We start from the raw sequence: 17,139 nt of genomic DNA on the forward strand, positions 1-17,139 counted from the left end.
GAATGAAAGGATGTACGGATGAAAAGGACTAGAAAACCAGCGCAGAAAAAATCGGCTAGGCCCGAAAGGAAAGTTATAAAGCCCTACGACCCGACCGGGCCGGTAAAGGCGTATATGACCCGTAACCCATCGGTTGTGTCCTCCGAGACGGGGGCTAAAACGGGCTTCTGGATCCTACAAACAAAGGGTTTTAAACAACTTCTGGTGATGGACCGGGGAAAACTGGTGGGTATCGTCAGTGACAGGGATTTTCGCAGGCCGCAGTTTAGGGACAAGCCCGTGGGCGAGGTCGAATACTGGGAAGAATATTACAGCATTAACGACTTATACAAGATAAAAGACATAAAAACATCTGATGTCATCACCATTAACGAAAACGCCCCTTTAATTGATGCAGTCAGGATATTTAAACAGAAGAAATTCAACGCCCTCCCCGTACTTTCAGACTCGGGAAAGCTGGTAGGCATATTGACCGTGCACGATATTCTTTCTTCCCTGGTCAGTTCCTATAAAAATAAAAGATAAGGAACAGCCAGCGCTGCAACCTTTTCTGAGGAAAAGGAATAAACCGGGAATCATTTTCCTTATCTCCCTAAAATCTCTTCCTTGAGCACGGCGATATAGGGGAGATTCCGGTATTTCTGCTCGTAGTCCATCCCATAACCGACCACGAACTCGTCCGGTATTTCAAACCCCCGGTAATCAATTGGTATGTTCGCGATCCGGCGTGTCTTTTTGTCGAGAAGCGCACACACACGGATGTCCGCCGGTCCTCTCTCCTTGAGCGTTCTAAGGATGTAGTTGAGTGTTAAGCCCGTATCGATAATATCCTCGACCAGGATTACATGCTCGTTCTCTATGCTCCTATCCAGGTCTTTTAATATCCTCACCACGCCGGTGTGGGTTTGCCCGGAGTAGCTGGAGATGGAGAGAAAATCGAGGGTGACCGGAATGGAAATTTCCCTCATCAAATCGGCTAAAAAAACAAACCCCCCTCGAAGAACGGTAACCAGCACCGGACACTTTCCCCGATAATCACCGGATATCCTCTTCCCTAATTCCTTAATCCGCTTTTTGATGCTTTCCTCTGTAATCAGAATTTTAGCCAGGTCATTTTCCAAAATTTATTCCCTCCCAGTTTTAGTAATTAACTCGTAGTTGTCGGATAAGATTAGACCACGGATTTAATGAAAGCTTAAACTCGAAAAAACAATGCATGGCTATAATGCATTAAAAATAAACGATTTTCTCCTTAACAAAAGGTTTTCTAAAATTTTCTGTTGACATTGATAAGAGAATTTGGTAAATATAATAATAAGCGATCCCAAGAGGCCGAGGACGAATAGAAAACCGGAGGCCAGTAAGTACCGAAAGAAGACCGAAAGGTCATAAAAACCCTCGAGTAGGGAAAGACAAGGCTGAAGCTGAGTCGAGGCCAGGTTTTCGAAGAGGACGAAGTCACTTGGGGTCGCCTTTTATTTTATGCCAAACCTCTGCAGTAATCTCTTGTAATCCTTTCCATAGAATATCTTTATGTCGATGTTTGGGTAAAGCTCTTTTACCCTCCTGATTTTACGGTTTTTCTTTGTTACGAGCTTCTGCCTGAGCGTGGTTAGCTCGATATAGAGGTCTAAATCGGGGAGGTAAAAGTCCGGCGTGAATTCTTCCTTTACATTTCCTTCTTCATCCCATTCGATAGGAAAGCTCCTCGGTTCGTACTGCCATTTAATGCGGTAAAAATCTAAAACCCTGGCAAAATCCCTTTCGCTGGGATGGGCGAATGTAGGCACTCCCGGGTGCTCGAACTCGTCATTCACCCCGGCGGCTGAATCGAGTCTCTCCAGGTTTGTTTTGAGCTTTTTAAGCGCCTTCCAGGTTATACCGGCCTTATCCGTAATTCCCTTTATTTCCACTGCCTTCAGGATTAAATTCACGGCAAAGTCCGTATCCATATGCTCTAACTTTACCTGGAGGTCATAATAATTGCTCCCCGGTCTCTCCTTTCCATAAAGCTCATGAATAAACCGCCTCTGGTTTCTTTCTCTTTCCCTTGCTGACCCGTGGGGTTTCTTCTTGTCAGAAGGCAGGTGAATCTTCACGTGAAGGGTGCCGGGAAAACCGTGAAAGAGTATTTCCCCTCCCAGGTTAAGGATTATGACATTACTATCCAAGGCCTCTTCTACCATCAGCCTTTTAACCAGCTTTGGCGGAACCTCCCCTCGAAGTACGCGCTTGATTAATCCCTCTCCGTCTATGCCCTGCCGGTTGTTTAACTTACTGCCGATGAGTGTGCTGTCTACTAAAAGGAAGCCGAGTCTTTGGGAGGTAATTGAGGCTGTCTCGTGAGCCGGGCCTTCCTCTTTTTCGGAAGAAATAGTGATAACTGCCATATAAGGTTAGATATTATAACTAAAGCGGCCAGTTATGAGTAGTTGTGGAAAATACCCTGTTTAAGGTGTTTAGAGAAAAATAAGAATTCAACGGGAGTGAAAGCAGAAAGGTATTTCATTTTTCTTTCTCTCCAATATTTAAGACTTTGTTTCTCTTTATTTAGTTCACCACGGAGTTCTTCGGCATCAGATTAACCTCAATTTAATTTTCCTTTCATAAGGCCTTTATGTAGATAGGAAATCTTTTTCTAGCCTTGGTTCATTGCTCTTTTTATTCGATGCATATGAGCCGGAGGTAGAAAAAAAATTAAGGAGGAATGAGATGAAAACAAATGATAAGCAGTTAAGTAGACGGAGTTTCCTCAGGAACTCTGCAGTCGTCGCCGGAGGCGTTGTACTGGGCGCTTCAACACTACAGATGATAACGGCTCACTCTACATGGGCTAAAAAACAAGGTAAGGGTGGTCGTGGAAATAGCCCCCAGGCCATAGGCTATGGACCTCTCACGCCGGTACGTGACCAGGACGGAGATGAAATCCTGGCCCTTCCGCATGGATTTCATTATGTAACATTCGGCAAAATCGGTGAGATTATGTCTGACGGAAACCTTACTCCACGAAATCATGACGGCATGGCCGCTTTCCCCGGCCCGCACGGCACGGTGCGCCTAATCCGGAACCACGAGGTAAGGAATGCTCCTAATGACCCCAACGGCGCAGTAGGAGGCCCGGGTGATACTAGGTACGATCCTCTGGGGGTAGGTGGTACGGTTACCATCGATTACGACCCTCGCCGGCGCCGGGTGGTAAGGGATTTTGTAAGCCTTAACGGCACAATTGTGAACTGCGCCGGCGGTTATTCCTTTGGCGACATCGGCTGGATCACCTGCGAGGAGACGACACAGGGACCTAATAACGGGTGGATGAAAAAGCATGGATATTGCTTTCTTGTTCCAGCCTCAGCGGAGGAGACCGTCCTAGCCGTGCCTATTATTCCAATGGGCCGCTTTTCTCACGAAGCCTGCGTAGCTGATCCTTCAACGGGTATTGTTTACCTCACCGAGGATGCAGGTTCTGGGATCGGCAGCGGGTTCTATCGCTACCTGCCCAATGATCCCTTCGACCTCCTTGCCGGTGGAGTCCTTCAGATATTGATGGTAAAGAATCTTCCACAGTATGACACCCGCGAGGGACAAACCGAGGGTCAAGTTCTTCCCGTCGAATGGGTGACCATACCTGATCCTAACCCTGACCTGGAAAACGGCGAAGCGAGCGTGTTTGACCAGGGTTTTGGCCAGGGCGGTGCTAAGTTTAACCGGCTTGAGGGGATTTTCAGGGGGGAGGGGGATTCTGTATTCTTTGCGGCCACGAGCGGCGGGGATGCCAAAAACGGAGATGTAAACTCGGACGGTTTTGAAGAGGGTTACGGACAGATTTGGCAGTATAGGCCTACTCCAGGGGGCGGAGAGTTGATGCTGGTTTTTGAGTCGACTGCTCAGAGTGTTTTGGACTCCCCGGATAACCTTTGTGTCACTCCGAGAGGAGGACTGATCATGTGCGAGGACGACGCCGGGTCAAACGACGGGGATACGCATCCACTGGCTCCTGGTATTACCGACGTGAACAGGCTCGTAGGCCTCACCCCGGAGGGAGTACCCTTTGAGTTTGCAGTCAACCGTCTCAATGACTCCGAGTTTGCCGGTGCATGCTTCAGCCCAGACGGCAAGGTTCTATTCGTGAATATCTTTGGCGACGGCACTCCGGGGAGTGGGATGACCTGTGCTATTACCGGACCGTGGGGCCGCGGCCCGCTATGATAGCCGGATTATTTTAATCATCTATTTTACTAAGTGGGCAGGCGGCGTGGTTGTGAGGCCTTGCCGGACAGTATTTTCGGCCGTAGTCGATAAGCCTGTAGGTGAAATCAAACCACTCTTCTTTGGGAAGGATATTCATCAGGTCTCTCTCGATTTTATCCGGGTCGGTCTCACCGGTAAGGCCAAGCAACCTGGAAAGGCGCTTAACATGGGTATCCACGGCAATTCCCTCGACAACGCCGTAGGCGTTTCCCAGGACTATGTTTGCGGTCTTACGGGCCACACCGGGAAGCGTTAGTAGTTCCTCCATGGTGCCAGGTACCTGCCCTCCGAATTTTTCTTTGATTATCCGGGCGCAGGCAAGAACGTTTTTGGTTTTCTGCCGGTAAAAACCGGTGGGTTTAATATCCTTCTCGAATTCACCGGGGTCTGCGTTCACGTAATCGTCCAGTGTGCGGTATTTTTTGAATAGCTCCCGGGTTACCTCGTTGACTTTCTTATCGGTGCACTGGGCGGAAAGCATCACCGCCACCAGAAGCTCCCAGTTGTTAGAATAATTGAGGGCGATCTTGGCGTGGGGGAGGAGTTTTTTTAGCTCTTTGACAACCCTGGCAGCCTTCCTTTTACGTGCCTCAATGTCTTTGGGGGTATGTATGTCTTTAACCTTTGCCATATGAAATCCTTTGAATTATAGCAGTTCTAAGGTTTGTCCTCGGTGAGAACTGTTTAATCCCCTTTGGTTTCCGTCCTGTCTTTACCTGTTTTCAATCATGCAAATTGAACCTGAACGCTACGCCCCGGAAGTTCTGCCAGGTCACCTCGCCCTCCGGCGCCAGTATTCTTGTCGGGTTTACTACATAGCTCAGCGCCCTTAAGACCTGATTGTCCCTCTCCGCCAGCCAGTCGGAAATCTCTTCGAGAAGAATAGCCACCGGGATCCCCAGAGCGGGGGTGAGTATCAGGTCGTTAAGCGAGGGCGACTGCTGCCATCCCTCTATGGTGTATTCAAAGAGTGTGCTCTGTAGGAAACAACCTAGGGCCGAAGAGGTCCTGTCGTATCCAAGCGCCCGGTAGTAGAAATAAAAGGACATTCCGGCAACGGGATGCTTTATGAAATTGGTCTCGAAACTGTCACCATCGAGAAGGGGAGGGCTCAAGAGAGATTTTCTCGACCGGGCGCCGTTGAAGTCCTGCCAGCCGGTCAGGTTTCTTAAATATTTAGGTAGGAAGTCGGTTATAACAACCTGGGCATTCTTTGGAGCGATGTATGTCCTCCCCGCCCAGACGATTCCGTAGCCAATGAACGAATCTCTGGTAAATTCACCCAGATTTGACCCTATAGATTTTTCCTTGTTCTTACGACCCAGCGAGCGTGACTCCTTCTTCAATGTCAGGTCTATGGAATCCGTATCCGGTATAAAAATGGGAGGCGTATCGCCGTAGATGTCCCGGATGGCCCAGTCATTGGCCTTTGCCTCCTCGAGGGCGCTCAGGATGGTAAAAAAGGCTAGTGTGATAATTGTGGTACGTCGAGTCATCCTTGCCTCTTTCCCTGAGGAATTCACACAGTCATACGGTTTTGTAAAACTACTCTATTCTACTTCTTTAATAAAAATTAGGGAAGAGGGGAGTTATCGGCTAGCGATTGAATGATTAAAGGGGTAGAGTCTTGAATCTGGAATAAAGTTCTCCTTGCTTACGATTAATGCACAGTATATTAAAAGCTATACCGAAGAGCGCCTTTAAGAAGACCCCTTAGTTGCCATTACCGCACTTGTTTCCCGGGATAAATCGAGTCTTCTTATATTAGCGAATCCGGCGCTAAGAAGGTACTCCTTAAACTGGCTAAAGGTAAATGTATCCCCATGCGGGGTGTTAAGAAACATCAATACTGCAAAGAGCACCGGGAAAAAAGGGCCGCTTCTTTCTTCATCTGGAATCGTGTCAATGATGATTATTTCTCCTCCCATCCCGAGACTAGAATAAATTTTTGAAAGAAGCTTTTGCGTGAATTCTTCGCCTTGGGAGTGGCAGATGTGCCCGAGAATGGCCAGATCATAACTCCCTTCACCAAAACTTAGTTCATTCACGTCGCCTGGTATGTATTTAAATTGTCCCTCAAGCCCGTGTTGCTTTACATATTCCTTTGCCACTTCGAGCACCTCTGGAAAATCCACGGCCGTCACCAGAGAGCGGTGATTTGCCTGAGCCATGGCTATGCTCCAGGGAGCCGAACCCGCTGCAACGTCCAATATCCGTATATATCGAGCCACCCGATCCGTCCCCATAATTTCAACCAGCCGTCGACCGAGGGGGTAATTTAGGGTGAAAAGTGCTCTGGCCAGCCGTGAATAAAACTCCCTTTTTTCTTCGGGTTGGTTATTTCTTTTAGCCATTCCCGATTTGACCGCTTCACTAAGATAGGGCCAATGACTATAAATGCCTTCGTTGTGTAGCGTAACAAAGTCTGAAAGACAGGTAGGTTTGCCGCTTACCAAAAAAAATTCTGATTCCGGTGTGAGGTAGTATTTACCGCCTTTTTTCCCTATAAAATCCATTACCACTAGCGCATCGAGAAGAACCCTTGTGCCCTTCTGGGAGGCTTTTATTCCCTCGGCTATTTCTTTTGAATCATGTGCACCCTTATTAATCGCGTCAAAGATGCCAAGCTCTAAAGCAGAGCTGAGAATATGAATTAAGGTACTGTTCCATATAACCTTTTGGATGTTTATCGGTGCTATATCCTCTCCTCTCATCGTAGCCCCTTTACGCTCTTTTATATTTAAGATTTTATCGTAAAACCGTATCGAAAGTAACCCTTACGCCTTCGACTGGTAGTGAGGGTGGCGTGACAGAGCATGATATTAATCTGGCTAGCCCGGTAGAAAAAGCTTAACCCGGTTACATCGGCAAATGGAATTGCTCTGTCTAGTGCGATTTGCTAAGGCTGTGTCTCTTTGGTCAAATTCAGATTATTACGAGTTAGAATATATCCGAGTATTATAGTACCCTTGAAAAGACTATGCTGGTGCTGGGCATAATTAGCATATTTACAATCCTTCTAACCGTATTTTTATTGAACTTTCGAAGGATGATTACCCGTTACGACTGCTACGAACCGCCGGTCGTAGAAAATATGGGGGGAAGGCCTCCCCTGGTCTCTATTATCGTTCCTATGCGTGACGAAGAAAAGAACGTAAGACGCTGTATGGGGAGTTTGCTTTTTCAAAATTATCCAAATTTCGAGGTCATAGCCGTAGATGATTCGTCAAAAGATAACACTCTTAACATACTCAAGGAGTTCGCCTCCGGACACAATAACCTAGAGGTTATAGAGAGCAAACCTCTCCCTGAGGGCTGGGTCGGGAAAAGCTACGCTCTATGGCGGGGAGTAGAACGGGCAAAAGGGGATTGGCTTCTCTTTGTCGATGCGGATACCGCCTCTCATCCTTACATGCTAACCTCGGTCGTGAAATATGTAGATGAGAACGAAATAGATATGCTATCTATTTCCCCCTTTCAGGTTCTAGAAACCTTCTGGGAGCGGGTAATCCAGCCGGTTGTTCTTTCTTTCATCTACTATGCCTTTCCCTATAGGAGAATTAATGACCCGAAAAGCAAAATGGCGGCGGCAAACGGTCAGTTTATACTGATAAGGCGATCCATCTACAGAGCCGTCGGCGGACACTCAGCCATAAAGGACAGAATTGTGGAGGACGTAGCCTTAGCCGGTCTGGTAAAAGACCGTGGCTACCGGCTCCATTTTGTGAGAGGAAAAACTCTTATCAAGACCAGGATGTACACAAATTTTGGTGAGATATGGGAAGGATGGACAAAAAACCTTTTCTTCGGGCTTGGAAGGAAATGGAGGCGGATTATATTTCCCGTAGGTATACTCCTGGCCTTGGGGATTGTTCCCCCAATCCTTTTTGCCTGGTCTTTTGTCAAAGTGTTATTTCTAGGAGCGCCAACGCTTCCTTTACTCCTGATTCTAGCCGAAAGCGCCTTTCTCCTAGTTTTGGTCATATACAGTTTCTGGCAGCAGTCTGTTAGGCTATTTGCTATCCCCGGTTACTACTCCTTTACCGTTTTCTTAGGGGTGCTGATTTACATAGCTATTATACTTTCCTCCGTCTATAAGGTTGTAAGTGGTATGGGAGTTACCTGGAAGGAGAGGGTATATAGACTTTAGGCAATCAGCAAATGCCCAGGGGCAAGTGAGCTAAGGCTGCTTTTAGGTCCTTACTTGTTAATCACCCTAATTGCTTTTGCATTGTCCGATGTTTGAAGTAGGCAGGCCGAGGATTTGCCGGTTCCGGTCGTTCCATAAACATAAACGATATTTATGCCTGCGTCGGCAATCTTTTTTGCAACCTTCTCCAGTTCTCCTATCTTGTTTGGCATTTCTACGGCAACCACATCCTCTTCCTTGCTTTCAATCCCTAGTTTGGCTAGTGCTTTCCTGGCCCGGGCATTACCATCCGTGGTTAACATAAAATGGGCGCTGTCCCCCATTTCGTACGCACATACGGTGTTGATATTTATCTTTGCACCGGAAAGGGCAGAGGAAACCTCGGAAAGTAACCCAGCCCGGTTTGCCATGGTGAAGCTCAGTTGCTTTACCTTCTTTGCCTTTGCCATTTTTCCTTCCTCCTTCAAATGCGTAAGCTTTTTGAGTTTTGATTATATCACAAAATTGAATTCTGCTGTTACAAATTTTTTTCTCCGCACCCTTGGTCGATTTCGGTGTTCATATTATCGTAAGGTGGGGTAAATAGGAGATCACTCTAGGTGGTCATGTCCCGGTCAAAGATTGCACCATTTTTGGGCAATTTCTGTGTATGCTTCGACGGCGGCTTCAATCTTGGAGATGTAACAGAATTCGTCTGTCCGGTGAGCCATGGTCAGTTCCCCCGGCCCTAAAATTACGGTTGGGCAATTATCAAAGGAAGGGGTGAGTACCGACGCATCGGTGAAGTAAGTGGCTCCGCGTACCGTGGGGCTATCTTCGAGAAATTTTTCCATGATTTCGAAAACCTCTTTTATCCAATCATTCTCCGGGTCGGTGCAAATACAGCCGACATCGACTATTCGCCTTAATTCAACCTCTTCTCCCAGGTAGGACTGCAACTCCTCATAAAGTTTATTATTGTCCTGTCCGGGTATAGTACGGATATCGATACCGATAACGGCCCTATCCGGGACGGAATTTATATTCATGCCGCCTGAAATTGTACCAACATTAAGAGTTGGTAAACCCAGGAATGGGTGGGGCGAGACATTGAAATTGTATTTCTCCAGTTTAGCAACTGCGCGAGCCGCTTTGTAAATGGCGTTGACTCCCTTCTCCGGCATCGAGCCATGCGCGGTAACACCGCTTGTACAACCCTCCAACCATAGTGCCCCCTTATGCCCCAGTAACGGATAATTCGAGGTGGGCTCGCCGACTACAATCGCACCGGCCTTACCCAGCACATTACCAAGCCCGGCCAAATGATGCGCGCCTTGACAACCGGTCTCCTCCCCGGCAGTAATGACTAAGGTTATTCCGGCTTTGCCGTTGGGTAATTTGGCCAGGGTTAGAACGGCGACGGCCATCGCCGCCACTGCGCCCTTCATGTCGGATGAACCCCTTCCGTAGATTTTGTTTCCGTCGACTTCACCGCTAAAGGGGTCTTTCTTCCAATTGGCGGCACCAAGGGGCACGGTGTCTATATGGCCGGTAAAACATATCGGAGCCTTATGGCCATTTCCCTCTATCCGGGCGATAAGACTAGTACGCCCTTCTGCGAATTCGTAGTAACCGGCTTTAAACCCGCCGTCTTCGAGGAGATTCCCGAGGTATTTCGCACAATCATGTTCCCGACCGGGAGGGTTAATAGTATTGAAGGATAATAGCTTGCGAGTCAGGGAAAGAACGTCTAAGCCTTTTTTCACGGGTTACCCCCGATGGTGAGTATCCTAGTATACACTTGATTTCCTCTCCGTTGCCAGTACATTCCCTGCGTCTACACAGCGGAATCGGGTTTACCGGCCCAGGGCCAGCCAAGGGATTTGAATCCGTTCTTTTAATTAATGTGGCTGATTGTCATGCTTTTGTGCGCTTGAGCAGGCAGCCTGCTTAGAATAAAATAATTGGAGTTTCGGTATAAAGGGGGTATGCGGAAGATGATGAGTAAGTACGATATACTGAGAGCAATTTCTAGGATGGAGCCGGCTACCCTCCAATCCATCTATGATGAGATCGAGAAGGAAGATAGCGATGCGGGCTCGCTGACCGATGAGCTGGTGGACCTGGTATCAGAAGGGTTCGTCGAAGAAAGGGCAAGGGGTCAAGGGGTTCTGGAATACGTCCTGACCGAATCGGGTAAAAAAGCGCTTGAAGCCATTTAAGATGGGTAAAACCGCAGAGGTTCCTTTTCCGGTTATTTGGGTTAAGGGGATATAGGTCTGTCCTTGGGCCATAATGTGAACGAAAATTTTTTACGTGGGAGGGATATAGGACCTACGTTATGGTTAGGCACAAGGTAAAGGACTACCGGAAGTGGAAACATAATTCAGCGGCGACCGGGATTTGTTCGGGCTTAAGAACTATGAAAATCTCCGGATTCTTAAGACCTCCGACTTTTTGAAACCCTTGGAGAAAGGCCGGGCTACCGGAGCTTAGCTTGTCCGGTTGCCCGGTTTTTGGGCATGTCTTTTTCCCTCCGGTTTTTGTGTAATCATGTAGCTATACTGGACAGAAATTGTCCGGTTGATCGTGTATTGTTTAAAATTGTCCATAATGAAGATTTTCGAGATCCCCACAGGTAGCGGCATTCAAAGCGTACTGGAAAAGGCGCAAATAGACCGGAACGACCCTTCGACCTATTTTTTGCTTCCGGAGATTGCGGCCATATCTCAAATGGAAAAACTTTTCTTGAGTCAGGGGCTATGGGGGGAAAGGCTTCTCACCTTCGGAAAGCTTGCCGCTATATCCAACCTAAGATCCAAAGACAGGTTCATCGAGATTTCTAGGATGGGAAGACTTTTTTTAATCGAAGAGGTGGTGAACGAACTAAAAGACAATCTCACGTATTTCAGGCAGATAATTTCAATCAAAGGGTTCTCCCAATCCTTTCTCCGTCTCATAGCCGAGCTGAAGCACGCCAAGGTCTACCCTAAAGACCTTGTTGAATTAGCCAAGAAGGTAAAAGAAAACAATCTGAATGAAAAACTGAATGATATAGCTCTTATATTTGAGCTTTATCAACGAAAACTGCGGGAGGAGGGCCTGGTAGATGATATAGACAGACTAAAACTACTCTCGGACAATATCAGAAACGGTGAACTAAAAACCATCTTTCCGGAAGCTCGGACCTTTGTGGTTTTTGGATTTTTTGATTTTACGTATTCACAACTGGATGTTCTTAAGAGCATCGACGATTCGGGCTACAAGCTTCTTATTTATATCCCATCATTCTTCGAATCGACAAGGCTAAAAATAGAATTTATAAGCAGGTTAAAAGAATATTTTAAAGACATCAAAATAGAGCAATTATCACCATCCCCGGTAAAGAAAAAGGAGATTGAAATACTTTCCTTCCGGTCATTCATGGAGGAAGCGGAGTTTGCTGCTAGAGAGATAAAAAAGTTGACTCTCGTTGGTGAGGTCAAACCCGATGAAATCGGGGTTATGGCTAGGTCCTATTCTGGAAAACAAAATTATGTGATTAGGGCCTTTGAGAAGCTTGGGATTCCATACTCTATGCCCGGAGCTAACAACTTGAGGACGAGTACTGTGGGACAGTTTGTCCTGGATTTACTCCGGATTAAATTTTCTGATTTGGAGAGGGGGCTCTTTATCCATTTCTTGAGGAGTCCTTTATTATCGGAGTATTTTAGAGGAGTCGACAACTACGATGAGCTTATATCTGGTCTCGATCTCGAATCAAGAAAAAGAAGAGTTCTTGGTGGAATAAGGGAGTGGAGAGAGATACTCGAGGGTTTAACAAACAAAGAATTTGCCAGGAGGGTTGGAGGAATCATAGATAAGGTAGATAAGAGCTTTAAATCCAACGTGCTGGAAGAGCTTATAGAAGATTTAAGCGATGTTCTTGACGGCCTTCTGATATACAAGGCTGTAGAAGATTTGTCCATAATATCTAATTCTTATGGTCCTGCCTGGGAAAAGTTTAGCGGCTTTCTAAGGGAGCTTTTATTTCTTTCAAGAATCAGGTTTAAGAAAAGTCTGGAAGGGGTCGAGGATTTTGTATTTCTCCTCGAGGATTTGATGTCTGAAGAGGGGTTCTCCTCAGTCTCTGAATCAAATGGAGGGAAAACACAGCTAATAGGAGCACTCGAAGCCATCGGTGCATCATTTCCGATAGTTTTTATTCTGGATATGTGTGAAAAAAGTTTTCCTTATCCACCGGCGAAAGACCCTATTCTTAAGAACAATGAAAGAGAAATAATCGCCTCATTCCTGGGTAAAAATTCTCTTAGCGTTGAAAATTACCATTACCAGGCCGAGGAGTTACTGTTTAAGCTCATTTGTAACTCTGCCCAGAGAAAACTCTACATCACCTATTCTTACCTTGACCAGAAAGAGCGAACCAAGCTTCCTTCGTATTTAGTATCAGATTTAACAAAGAAAGAAAAGTTGGAAGTAAAAAGGATTTCTACCTGGGAAGGTTTATTGGAGACGGAAAATATATATACCAGGGATGATCTTGCCAGGTATGTCTTTTACCACGGGGTATATAAGAAAGGGGCTATACCAGAGCTGCTGAGACAAAAATGGAATCCCTACAGTTGGGTCGTGAGCGGAATAGAGGCAGAAAGGTTGAGATTAACTCCATCTGGAACTTATTGCCAGTTCGAGGGAATTGTTAGCAGAAAGGACCTTCTCCCATCATTTGCGGAATTTTCACCGACTAGCCTTGAAAAATACGGGGATTGCCCTTTTAAATACTTTGCTTGGGAAATCCTGGGACTCAAGCAGTTAGATGAGGTTGAAGATGAGGTTTCGGTGCTGGATCTTGGAACTTTTTATCACAAACTCCTCAAAACGTACTTTGAGTTGATTGCCCAAGAAAAGGGAGGACGGGTTGATTTGAGGGACATGACTGATGAGGAATTGCTGTATAAATTGAATGAAGTTCTCAAGGCATCCGGTTTTGATGACGTATTCAAAGGACTTTCATCCGGTATAGGGGAACTGGTCAGGATAAGGGTCTTCGAAGAAACTCTTCCCCAATTTATCCTGGCAGAAGCAAGGAGGATAAGGGAATGGAATGATAGGGGATTCTTCCCGGCACATTTTGAAGAGCGACTCGAATTCAATATCGGGGATTTAAAAATCAGTGGGGTAGTGGACAGGGTCGATGTTGGTGCTATGGGGGCATTGGTTATAGATTACAAGCTTCGGTCTTCATCCGGAAAGGATTTTTTCACCTACAAGAGCCTACAGCTACCACTTTACCTTGTAGGCCTTGAAACCAAGGGTCTTAAACCTTTTGGAGGTTATTATCGCTTTGTGGAAAAACCGGACGAGGTGAGGGGAAAATATGCCCATGGCAAGGTTGACATTTCTGACCTTCTGGAGTCCTCAAAGATTCAGGTGGAGATGTATTCAAATCTCATGAAAGAGGGATTTTTCGCACCGGTGATCGAGAAAAAGGAACCGGGGTTTGAGAAGGTAGAGATTGAACTCAGGAAGGACGACCACGGTTCATGCAAGTGGTGTGAATTTAGGGACTTGTGCCGGGTTCAGGGAGGAACCGTAAGAATCCATGAGTCTTAACCAAGAGCAAGAGGTAGCATTAGAACTAGATACGGAGCACGTTGTGGAGGCAGCAGCGGGGTCGGGTAAAACCCGGGCGCTTGTGGCCAGGTATCTCCAGGTACTCAGGGAGGGGAGGGCGGACGTTGATGGAATAGTGGCAATAACCTTCACCGAGAATGCCGCGGCTGAGATGAGAGAGAGAATAATTAAAGATATCGATGAGTGTATATCTAAAGGCGGCGAAGTGAATTTTTTACGCGGGGAGGCAATCAAGAAATTAACGAACGCCCCGATAAGCACAATCCATGGTTTTGCTCACAGAATTCTCCAAGAGAACCCATTAGAATGCGGGTTAAAACCTGATTTTTCGCTTATAGAGGGCGTTGAGGAGGAGTTATTCGTTAAAGAGGTGATAGATGAATTCCTGCTTAAGCTCTGGGAGTCTGATAACGAGGGGGAGAGAGATGTTCTCGGAGAAGTACTTTCGGAAGAGGGCTTTGACCGCAATAAACTAAGGGAAAAGATAATTCGGATAATATCGCTTTCCAGGACCTTGCACCTTGAACAGCCATGGAAAACGTTCTCCGGGGGTGAATCCTACGTACAAGATGAGAATGCATTAATAAGAGATCTACTGACCACTATCGAAGGTAAATTAAAGGATTCATCCAATAATAGTGTGCAAACTAGAATTGATAGAATAAAGAATCTTTCCGGTCAACTCTCTATTACCAAAAAGAAATCTCTAAAGGCTAAACTCGTGCAAGGGGTAAAAAAAGAATTAAATGATATTATTCACCAGCTAAACCGAGCCTCAAAAGAGGATAAAGATATTGCCAATCAGATTCTCAATCCGGTAAATAATATCTTAAACTACTATGATACAAGATTAACCTGGATTTATTTGAGCCTCGCTGAAAAAGCTTATAAATATCTCCAAGATAGAAAAATGGAATCTTTCTCCCTCGATTATGAAGACCTGCTTATTAAGGCCAGGGATCTGTTGAAGAATAACCGTGCTCTCCGAGACCGCTACCGGAACAAATTTAAATTCATCTTGGTAGATGAGTTCCAGGATACGGACAGCCTGCAATTCGAGATAATAAATCTCCTCTGTGAAGGCGGCGGAGCAAATCTATTCATAGTCGGGGATCCAAACCAGTCAATTTTCGGATTCAGGGGCGGCGACCCCGGTGTTTTTCTAGGCATTAAGGACAGAGAAAAAAGATTAAGGAGGCTCGTCAAAAATCATAGGTCCGGGAAGGAGCTCGTTGATTACTTCAACCTATTCTTCGGGAGGCTATTTGGCCAAAGCTATGTGCAGATGAAATCAGCCAAAAAGGCTTTGCCCGGGCTTAGGAGCGTGGAATTCATATTAACAGCGGGCGCTGGTGCGGATGAGTGGAGACGGGAGGAATCTCGGAGAATCTCGAATAGAATACACGAGCTTCTGAGTAGGGGATATCAGCTTAAAGATATAGCCATACTCATGCGATCAAGAGGTTATATGCACATATATGAAAACGCCCTTCGTGAGGCAGGCATTCCCTATTATTCTGCTAGCGGAGGCGGGTTCTTCTCACGACAGGAAATAAGAGATTTTGCCTTATTTCTCAGATATCTGATTTATCCGAAAGATAAAATAGCAGAAGCGTGCGTGCTTCGGTCACCGTTTTTGGGCGCTTCGGATGATGAACTCCTTTCATTCTATTCACGGAAAGAAGCAGTTAATAGAATCTCAGATTTTAGGACTTTTGTGAGCAAACTTAGGAAGGAGTCGTTGTTGCTTACTCCTCTTGAATTGGTAGAGTGGGTAATAGAAAAGACCGGCTATTCTTCCTCCCTCCTGGCTCTCCCTGACGGAAAGGCCAAATACGTTAATTTAAACAAATTAATTCAAATTGTTGGGCGTATGGAAGCTTTGGGCTTGAATATCACGGATATTCTGGATTATCTGGAATCAGGCTCGGAAGGGGACTCCGAGCCTCTGGCTTTATCCGAAATCGAGGGTGAGGATTCGGTCAAGATTCTCACGGTGCACAAAGCAAAGGGGTTGGAATTTAAGGTGGTATTCCTGGCAGATTTAAACCACGGCTCTCCCAAGGGCAAGGAAAACATCATGGCCAGAAGAGAATCCGGGTTTCTGGTAAGATATGAAGGTACTGAGTCAAGCCTCTGGGAAGGACTGGCCGGGCAGGATAGTATGGACAGGCTAGAAGAGGAAAAGCGGATACTTTACGTAGCAAAAACTCGGGCGAAGGAATTGTTGATTATTGCTCTGGGAGGAACAAAAAGAAAAAGTGATAATAAATTATCTTTACAAAAAGAAACATTTGCCGGTTTTTTGGATTCTATAATAGGATTCCCGGAGGACTGCGAAACCCATGACAAGATCTCATTGGGAGATATCGATATACCGGTTTGGAAATGCACCAGCGAGCCCAAGCCAAAACCAATAGAAAATAGTATCGAAACCTTATCAACGTCGGTTGATGTGGGCGACATAGAGAAAATATTCGAAAAAATTGCTGACCTGCCGATTCTAACGAAAAAAGGTAAACCTCGGTGCCAAAAGTTAACGGGTAAACCTTCTTCTTTGGCAATCGGGACATTAATGCACAGATTCCTTGAGGTCTGGGATTTTAAGGATGAAAGCATAAATTCCACTGTTAAGTTTGTTATGAACGAGGCTTTTATGTGGGACGATTCATTGAATAAAGAGTTGCGCCAGTTAGCCAGTAATTTTCTGAATTCCGAGCTTATGGATAGATTAAAGAAGGCAGAAGTGATGTTTAAGGAGGTCCCTTTTTACGTGGAAATCAACGGTAGTCCGGATAGGGGAAAGATAGACTTGGTTTTACAGGAAAGAGAAAAAGTAAGCTTATTCGACTATAAGCACATAAGCGACCGCAACGGAATAGATGAATTCAAGGAACAGCTTGGTCGCTATACTGCCGCCATCGAAAGACACTTCGGGAAACCGCCCGATGAGAAGTTTATAGTACTCCTGCCGGAGGTCAGGCTGGTGCGACAGGACTAATGTTAGCGTGTCAGCGTGTTCATACGTTGAATGTGTCAAATACTGGATAAGTTTTTACCTATATTGGCAAAGAGAAGGATAGTCTATTTTTTTATAGCTGGTTTGACCTAGGTAGCTTCTTTTCAAG

General features: G+C 45.9%; 13 protein-coding genes. 6 read left to right on the top strand and 7 right to left on the bottom strand.

Annotated features, from left to right (window positions below):
• Positions 1–18 precede the first annotated feature (18 nt).
• Positions 19–525 carry a CBS domain-containing protein gene (locus VNN20_05375; protein ID HWP91607.1) on the top strand — a complete coding sequence of 169 codons (507 nt, stop codon included), beginning with the start codon at positions 19–21 and terminating at the stop codon, positions 523–525.
• Positions 526–584: 59 nt separating this feature from the next.
• Here the strand turns inward: VNN20_05375 and hpt are convergent, their stop codons facing one another.
• Both hpt and VNN20_05385 read right to left on the bottom strand, forming a co-directional pair.
• Complete coding sequence (hpt, locus tag VNN20_05380) at positions 585–1,121, bottom strand: hypoxanthine phosphoribosyltransferase (protein ID HWP91608.1); 537 nt, start codon at positions 1,119–1,121, stop codon at positions 585–587.
• A 354-nt stretch (positions 1,122–1,475) separates the two neighbouring features.
• Positions 1,476–2,390 carry a hypothetical protein gene (locus VNN20_05385; GenBank protein ID HWP91609.1) on the bottom strand — a complete coding sequence of 305 codons (915 nt, stop codon included), beginning with the start codon at positions 2,388–2,390 and terminating at the stop codon, positions 1,476–1,478.
• 322 nt (positions 2,391–2,712) lie between these two features.
• On the opposite strand from VNN20_05385, the gene VNN20_05390 reads away from it, so the two are divergent.
• Complete coding sequence (locus tag VNN20_05390; GenBank protein HWP91610.1) at positions 2,713–4,206, top strand: alkaline phosphatase PhoX; 1,494 nt, start codon at positions 2,713–2,715, stop codon at positions 4,204–4,206.
• 13 nt (positions 4,207–4,219) lie between these two features.
• Here the strand turns inward: VNN20_05390 and nth are convergent, their stop codons facing one another.
• The 3 genes from nth to VNN20_05405 all read right to left on the bottom strand — a co-directional run bounded on the left by nth (position 4,220) and on the right by VNN20_05405 (position 6,962).
• The gene (gene nth / locus VNN20_05395) at positions 4,220–4,879 is read right to left on the bottom strand and encodes an endonuclease III (GenBank protein ID HWP91611.1); all 660 of its coding nucleotides are present in this window, start codon (positions 4,877–4,879) and stop codon (positions 4,220–4,222) included.
• A gap of 91 nt (positions 4,880–4,970) precedes the next feature.
• Positions 4,971–5,744, bottom strand: a complete 774-nt coding sequence (locus VNN20_05400; protein HWP91612.1) for a DUF3943 domain-containing protein — start codon at positions 5,742–5,744, stop codon at positions 4,971–4,973.
• A gap of 204 nt (positions 5,745–5,948) precedes the next feature.
• Positions 5,949–6,962: a class I SAM-dependent methyltransferase gene (locus VNN20_05405; protein ID HWP91613.1), complete on the bottom strand. Its 1,014-nt coding sequence runs from the start codon at positions 6,960–6,962 to the stop codon at positions 5,949–5,951.
• A 335-nt stretch (positions 6,963–7,297) separates the two neighbouring features.
• Here VNN20_05405 and VNN20_05410 point away from each other — a divergent pair, with 335 nt between their 5' ends.
• The gene (locus VNN20_05410) at positions 7,298–8,398 is read left to right on the top strand and encodes a glycosyltransferase family 2 protein (GenBank protein ID HWP91614.1); all 1,101 of its coding nucleotides are present in this window, start codon (positions 7,298–7,300) and stop codon (positions 8,396–8,398) included.
• 50 nt (positions 8,399–8,448) lie between these two features.
• Here the strand turns inward: VNN20_05410 and VNN20_05415 are convergent, their stop codons facing one another.
• The gene (locus VNN20_05415) at positions 8,449–8,847 is read right to left on the bottom strand and encodes a hypothetical protein (protein HWP91615.1); all 399 of its coding nucleotides are present in this window, start codon (positions 8,845–8,847) and stop codon (positions 8,449–8,451) included.
• 165 nt (positions 8,848–9,012) lie between these two features.
• Entirely contained in the window at positions 9,013–10,143 is a 1,131-nt protein-coding gene (locus VNN20_05420; GenBank protein ID HWP91616.1) for a M20 family metallopeptidase, read from the bottom strand.
• 231 nt (positions 10,144–10,374) lie between these two features.
• Between VNN20_05420 and VNN20_05425 the strand changes: the two genes are divergently transcribed.
• The 3 genes from VNN20_05425 (at position 10,375) to VNN20_05435 (ending at position 17,012) form a co-directional block, all read left to right on the top strand.
• Positions 10,375–10,599 (top strand): hypothetical protein, encoded by a 225-nt coding sequence (locus tag VNN20_05425; GenBank protein HWP91617.1) that lies wholly within the window; start codon positions 10,375–10,377, stop codon positions 10,597–10,599.
• Positions 10,600–10,990: 391 nt separating this feature from the next.
• Positions 10,991–13,990 (top strand): PD-(D/E)XK nuclease family protein, encoded by a 3,000-nt coding sequence (locus VNN20_05430; protein HWP91618.1) that lies wholly within the window; start codon positions 10,991–10,993, stop codon positions 13,988–13,990.
• Entirely contained in the window at positions 13,980–17,012 is a 3,033-nt protein-coding gene (locus VNN20_05435; protein HWP91619.1) for a UvrD-helicase domain-containing protein, read from the top strand. The genes VNN20_05430 and VNN20_05435 overlap by 11 nt, the downstream gene beginning before the upstream one ends.
• The last annotated feature ends 127 nt before the right edge of the window (positions 17,013–17,139 follow it).

The sequence above is a fragment of the Thermodesulfobacteriota bacterium genome (assembly GCA_035559815.1).
Lineage (GTDB): Bacteria > Desulfobacterota_D > UBA1144 > Nemesobacterales > CSP1-2 > DATMAT01.

Excerpts from the sequence above, each read along its gene's own strand:
- VNN20_05375 (HWP91607.1), top strand. The coding sequence starts at position 19 with ATGAAAAGGACTAGAAAACCAGCGCAGAAAAAATCGGCTAGGCCCGAA.
- VNN20_05385 (HWP91609.1), bottom strand. The coding sequence starts at position 2,390 with ATGGCAGTTATCACTATTTCTTCCGAAAAAGAGGAAGGCCCGGCTCAC.
- VNN20_05390 (HWP91610.1), top strand. The coding sequence starts at position 2,713 with ATGAAAACAAATGATAAGCAGTTAAGTAGACGGAGTTTCCTCAGGAAC.
- nth (HWP91611.1), bottom strand. The coding sequence starts at position 4,879 with ATGGCAAAGGTTAAAGACATACATACCCCCAAAGACATTGAGGCACGT.
- VNN20_05400 (HWP91612.1), bottom strand. The coding sequence starts at position 5,744 with ATGACTCGACGTACCACAATTATCACACTAGCCTTTTTTACCATCCTG.
- VNN20_05405 (HWP91613.1), bottom strand. The coding sequence starts at position 6,962 with ATGAGAGGAGAGGATATAGCACCGATAAACATCCAAAAGGTTATATGG.
- VNN20_05410 (HWP91614.1), top strand. The coding sequence starts at position 7,298 with ATGATTACCCGTTACGACTGCTACGAACCGCCGGTCGTAGAAAATATG.
- VNN20_05415 (HWP91615.1), bottom strand. The coding sequence starts at position 8,847 with ATGGCAAAGGCAAAGAAGGTAAAGCAACTGAGCTTCACCATGGCAAAC.
- VNN20_05425 (HWP91617.1), top strand. The coding sequence starts at position 10,375 with ATGATGAGTAAGTACGATATACTGAGAGCAATTTCTAGGATGGAGCCG.
- VNN20_05430 (HWP91618.1), top strand. The coding sequence starts at position 10,991 with ATGAAGATTTTCGAGATCCCCACAGGTAGCGGCATTCAAAGCGTACTG.
- VNN20_05435 (HWP91619.1), top strand. The coding sequence starts at position 13,980 with ATGAGTCTTAACCAAGAGCAAGAGGTAGCATTAGAACTAGATACGGAG.